The organism is Microcystis sp. M079S1, assembly GCF_020246425.1.
Taxonomy (GTDB): Bacteria; Cyanobacteriota; Cyanobacteriia; order Cyanobacteriales; family Microcystaceae; genus Microcystis; species Microcystis aeruginosa.
In genome coordinates this window covers 1-4,447 of the sequence record NZ_JADBSZ010000282.1, presented here as the reverse complement: position 1 = coordinate 4,447, position 4,447 = coordinate 1, and the positions used below count along the sequence as shown (strand labels likewise).

Genomic DNA, 4,447 nt, shown 5'->3' with positions numbered 1-4,447 from the left:
GTATATAGAAGAGAAGAATTGACAGGAATAAAACGAAGTCCCAGCCAAGGGAGGAAATTCTTAAAATCAATGGGAATGAAATGTATAAAAGTAGGTTCTCTTCCTTCTAAAGCTGACCGGGATGAACAAGAAGAATACAAAGAAAAAAAGCTAGAACCAAGACTAAATGAGGCTAAAGAAGGAAAAAGGGCTGTTTTTTTTGTTGATGCCGCTCACTTTGTTATGGGAGCTTTTCTCGGGTTTGTTTGGTGTTTTGAGAGACTTTTCGTTAAGTCACCGAGCGGGAGTAAACGCTTTAATGTTTGAGGAGCATTAAATGCGATAACTCATGAAGTTATTATGGTAACATATGACACTTATATTACAGCAACTCAAGTCTGTGAACTCCAGTCAAAAATAGCTGATTTAGGACTAATAATTCCCATCACTCTAGTATTAGATAATGCCCGCTATCAAAAATGTAAAATTGTTGAAGAATTGGCTCTTTATTTGTCAACAGAGCTACTATATCTGCCGTCTTATTGCCTAATCTAAATTTAATTGAAAGGCTGTGGAAATTGGTCAAAAAGAAATGTTTGTATGGTAAATATTATGAAAACTTTTCTGACTTTTCTTCAGCTATGTATGAATGTCTGAATGATGCCCATCTGAAACATAAAAAAGAACTGGATTCCTTGCTCACTCTACGATTTCAGAAGTTTAATAAATCTCAGATTATGAACGTCTAAAGTATCCCATGATGATAATTCTCCAGATACAAATTAAAGAATACAGTCTTTTCCGTAAAAGTGAAGTACATCCCGACTCTTACCGCTAAAAGCAGAAGCTTTGAACGATATAAAGTCGGGAAGAAATAAGGCTTCTGAAGTGATAGGGTGGAGCGACCTCGCTCAATAGCACTCTATTCCTCGATTTTCTGTACTTCCACTCCTTTGCGGGGATTATCCAATTGTTGGGGCTATCCCATTTCGGGACGCTCTCTATTAACGTCTTCTCGTAGCCGATGACATCAGGGACATCATACTACGGAGGTGAGCCGGATCGAGCGAAGCACTAGCGGCTTCAGTGATTGTTGAAGGACAAGCGCTCGGATCGATACAGGGACGGGGGGTTTGGGCTGGATCGGTCGTGGGAATGCCGATCGCTGCCAAGGCAATCTGAAATTTTTGGGTAATTTGGGAGCCAAACCGAATTGGAAGTCCATCAATTGTGATATCACCAACACAGAAGCCTTGATCCTCCGGCACTTCATAAACTGCGTGAAGGATAAAATCGGGTTCATTGGGATCGGTACGTCGCCGCCCCCGAACAATTTTCCAATAATCTGAAGGGTGAGCATCACCGGGAGCCTGCACAGGTAATTGCCATGTTTGATCGAAGGCGGGTTCTTGAATATACAGACCAACGGGGTCTTTTAGTGTTACCTTAACGCCCCCCTGTCGCACAATACTATTAACCGTACCGCCAATAAAGGGATCGCTATTACGTCCCGGAGTACCATAACGACTACATTGAATTAATTGAGATTGGTCAGTAACGACCGAACCATTACATTCCCGTACAATTGTGGCCGCGGCAGCAAGATAAATTTCAGCACTCAATGTGTTCGGTGGACTAATCAGATGGACTGGACCCGTCTTAGTGTTATTGTTCCACTTATTAAGCGGGTTATAAGCATCAGGATCAAATTTTCCAGTATCGGGATTAGTGTAACCTTGGAGATCAGCAAGTTGAACATCAGGACTGACTAACTCTCGATAAAGTTCGAGGACGCGATTGGAGTCAATTAGCCATAAAGCATTCCAATATTCAGGATTCTCACAGGTGAAGGTGACTTTGGTAATCTTGTTGTCACTAGGTCGTCGGGTGACACTCCACTCACAGTATTCATCCTGCCATCCTCTCGGTCCTTGAGGACGATAAGGCTGACCATTAACGTTTGGTGGGCCTTCATCAGCATATTGAAATTGATCCTTTTTGGACGCGTTAGGAAAGAATACTAAAATCCGATTGGGAAAGGCTGTCCAAGCCACAGGAGGTGGAGTAATTATTCCCGTAAGCTCAGTAATCAATGGATTAAAATAGAAGACCCGATCATTATCAAGAGGGGCATCTCCTCCTTGTATTGATTGTTCTGTAAAAGATTTGAGAGTCTCACTCCAGAGTGCATCTAATCGAGCTTGTTTATCTGGTTGATCGGCCAAGTCTTTAATAAGTGCGGGAGTGTTGAATTGTTTTAGAGTTGCCATAGCATTGTACCTCTTTTTAATTGAATGGTTTAGGTTGACGAGGGAATCAATAACGAAAGAACTCGTTAACTGACGTTCGCAAGCTAATTAACTGATGCGACTTTACCGTCGGTTTGCATCCGCAACACAGGAGCATTTGTTGGTAAATCAGTTTGAGGAAGTAAGAGACTTGACTCAAAAAGGTTGTTAATCGGATCGATGGAAGCAAACTGTCTTCCCCGCGAGATACTAATATCTACATAATCGGAGAGTCCTGTCCCATTAGCGATCTGATTATTAACCGCCTTCAGATAAGCTTGAATCCTTTGATTAACTGTATCCTTCCAAGTTGCATCAGGTAAATTCCAAGTGTTCAGGAATTGTTGTTCCGCACTACAGCTATCTAGGTCTTGAGTTGAACAAGGAGGTTGATTTTTGACCGCTTCTTGGATTTGAGCGATAAATAAGGAAGGTATATTACTGACCCCCTGATTGTCAATAGTGGCAACGTCCAACTTATCGGCATAGGTCTGTAAGCTACTCCGTACTGATGAGAAAACAGGATTTTGGAAGTCTACCATTAAAACAGCCGTCGCAAACTTATCAGAGATAAATGTGATATTTTTGCGCTGGTTGTTTCGGATAACCTGAAATCTACCATTCCACAAATTGTTGATCACCAAAGTGTCTTCATTGGAAGGTACGGGAACGAAGAAAGGATTAAATGTCGTCCCTTTTTGTTCGTAAGCAACAGTATTTGGCTGACACTTATTTGTATCGGTAATTCTCTCACACTGACGCAGGGCAAATCCTTTTTTGTCAATGATTTGCTTAAATTTATTGGCATCAAAGCTAATTGTAGATGGGAAATTATACCCAGCATCACCGAATCCATCTCCAGTTACTTGAGACAAGGCATCATCAAACAGGAAAAAGTTTTTAGGAGGCACAATGTCTGTTTTTCCAGGGCTAGGATTATTAGACTCAAAATTGACAGAGGTAGTAGTTGTGAGGTGCCGTAAAAGTTCGGGAACATCAGTGATTGTTTTGAGATCGCTACTGATATGCTCGTCGAGCCACGCTGTATAATATTGAGATACTCCACCCTCGATATCCTGCTCTAGTTGCTCGGCGCCAATTAATTTGCTCAAATTAGAGTCTTGTGCGACCATTATTGGCAAAAATGATAAATCAATGGTTGCCAACTGACTTTTCCAGTTGTTCCACGGAAATTTAAGTTCTTTCATAATGACTGAACCATTATGATGACAGTCAAAACAACCTTGGCCGATAAACTGCGGTTGACGAGCATGACTAGAATCGCCTGCCCAACTCCAGTTTTTATCATCATTGAGTTCGTAATAGTTGAACTTTTTCTTTTGGGGGTCCCAAGCGATGACTTGTAAGAAACGAGTGGGACCCGGATTTCCGCTTAGGAGCGTTGACAAGATACCATTACTTTTCCAAGTAATGGCCAGTCGAGGATTTCTATTTTTATCCCGTGGGGCAACGGAGAGGGGAATCTGACCTCCCTCGGCTACAAGATAAATTTTCTCGGTCAAGTTTCGGTTGGCTTGAGCGATCGCTTGTTGAGAATGCTTAACTTCTTGGGGGAACTTACCCTGACGCAGAACCTCTTTACCCCATAAATCATTGAGATTCGCCTGCTGTTCTTCTAAAGTCATCTGTGTTCCAACTTTTCCAGCATCACAACCAATACATTTCCAGATATTAGGGACATTTTCTGGAGAGGTTGAAAGATCATCTGCTAATCCCGCATATACAGGCATCAGGATCAAGAAAAAGATTACAGATATTATTAGGTGAGCCAGATATCTGCTCAAGAAACTTAATAAGTTTGTCGCCCAAGTTTTGCTCATACGTAAGAGGGTGTTTGAAAAGGGGCTGATAGAACCAGAGAATAGGGCTTTCAGGTGCTGTCCTTGAACGTAAGAATTCTCCCGAATATTACGCTCAAACAGAGCAATCGCCAGAATTTTTTCTTAATCCCAAAGATAGTTTATTTAATCTCAAAACCCAACACAACCGAAGTTTAGGAACTTAAGAAAAAAGTCCATAAAATTCCCCAAATCCTTATCCAGTCTAACTTCCAGACCATCCACCCTCCCGCAAAAATCCTTAACTTGGGAAAAATCATCAACTTTACGAAGTTAAGCCCAAACTTTGTCAGAATATCCTGACAATTTCTCCACTCTCCC

General features: G+C 41.6%; 2 protein-coding genes and 1 pseudogene. 1 reads left to right on the top strand and 2 read right to left on the bottom strand.

The annotated features are described in order from the left end of the window. Window positions 1-728: pseudogene (locus IM456_RS18370) on the top strand (IS630 family transposase); the annotation flags it as partial. 255 nt (window positions 729-983) lie between these two features. On the opposite strand, the gene IM456_RS18365 reads toward IM456_RS18370, so the two are convergent. Together IM456_RS18365 and IM456_RS18360 are read right to left on the bottom strand one after the other, a co-directional pair. Next, the gene (locus IM456_RS18365; protein ID WP_149986212.1) at window positions 984-2,249 is read right to left on the bottom strand and encodes a DUF8225 domain-containing protein; all 1,266 of its coding nucleotides are present in this window, start codon (window positions 2,247-2,249) and stop codon (window positions 984-986) included. 83 nt (window positions 2,250-2,332) lie between these two features. Next, window positions 2,333-4,018 carry a hypothetical protein gene (locus IM456_RS18360; protein WP_216645620.1) on the bottom strand — a complete coding sequence of 562 codons (1,686 nt, stop codon included), beginning with the start codon at window positions 4,016-4,018 and terminating at the stop codon, window positions 2,333-2,335. Window positions 4,019-4,447: the final 429 nt, after the last annotated feature.

Excerpts from the sequence above, each read along its gene's own strand:
- IM456_RS18365 (WP_149986212.1), bottom strand. The coding sequence starts at position 2,249 with ATGGCAACTCTAAAACAATTCAACACTCCCGCACTTATTAAAGACTTG.
- IM456_RS18360 (WP_216645620.1), bottom strand. The coding sequence starts at position 4,018 with ATGCCTGTATATGCGGGATTAGCAGATGATCTTTCAACCTCTCCAGAA.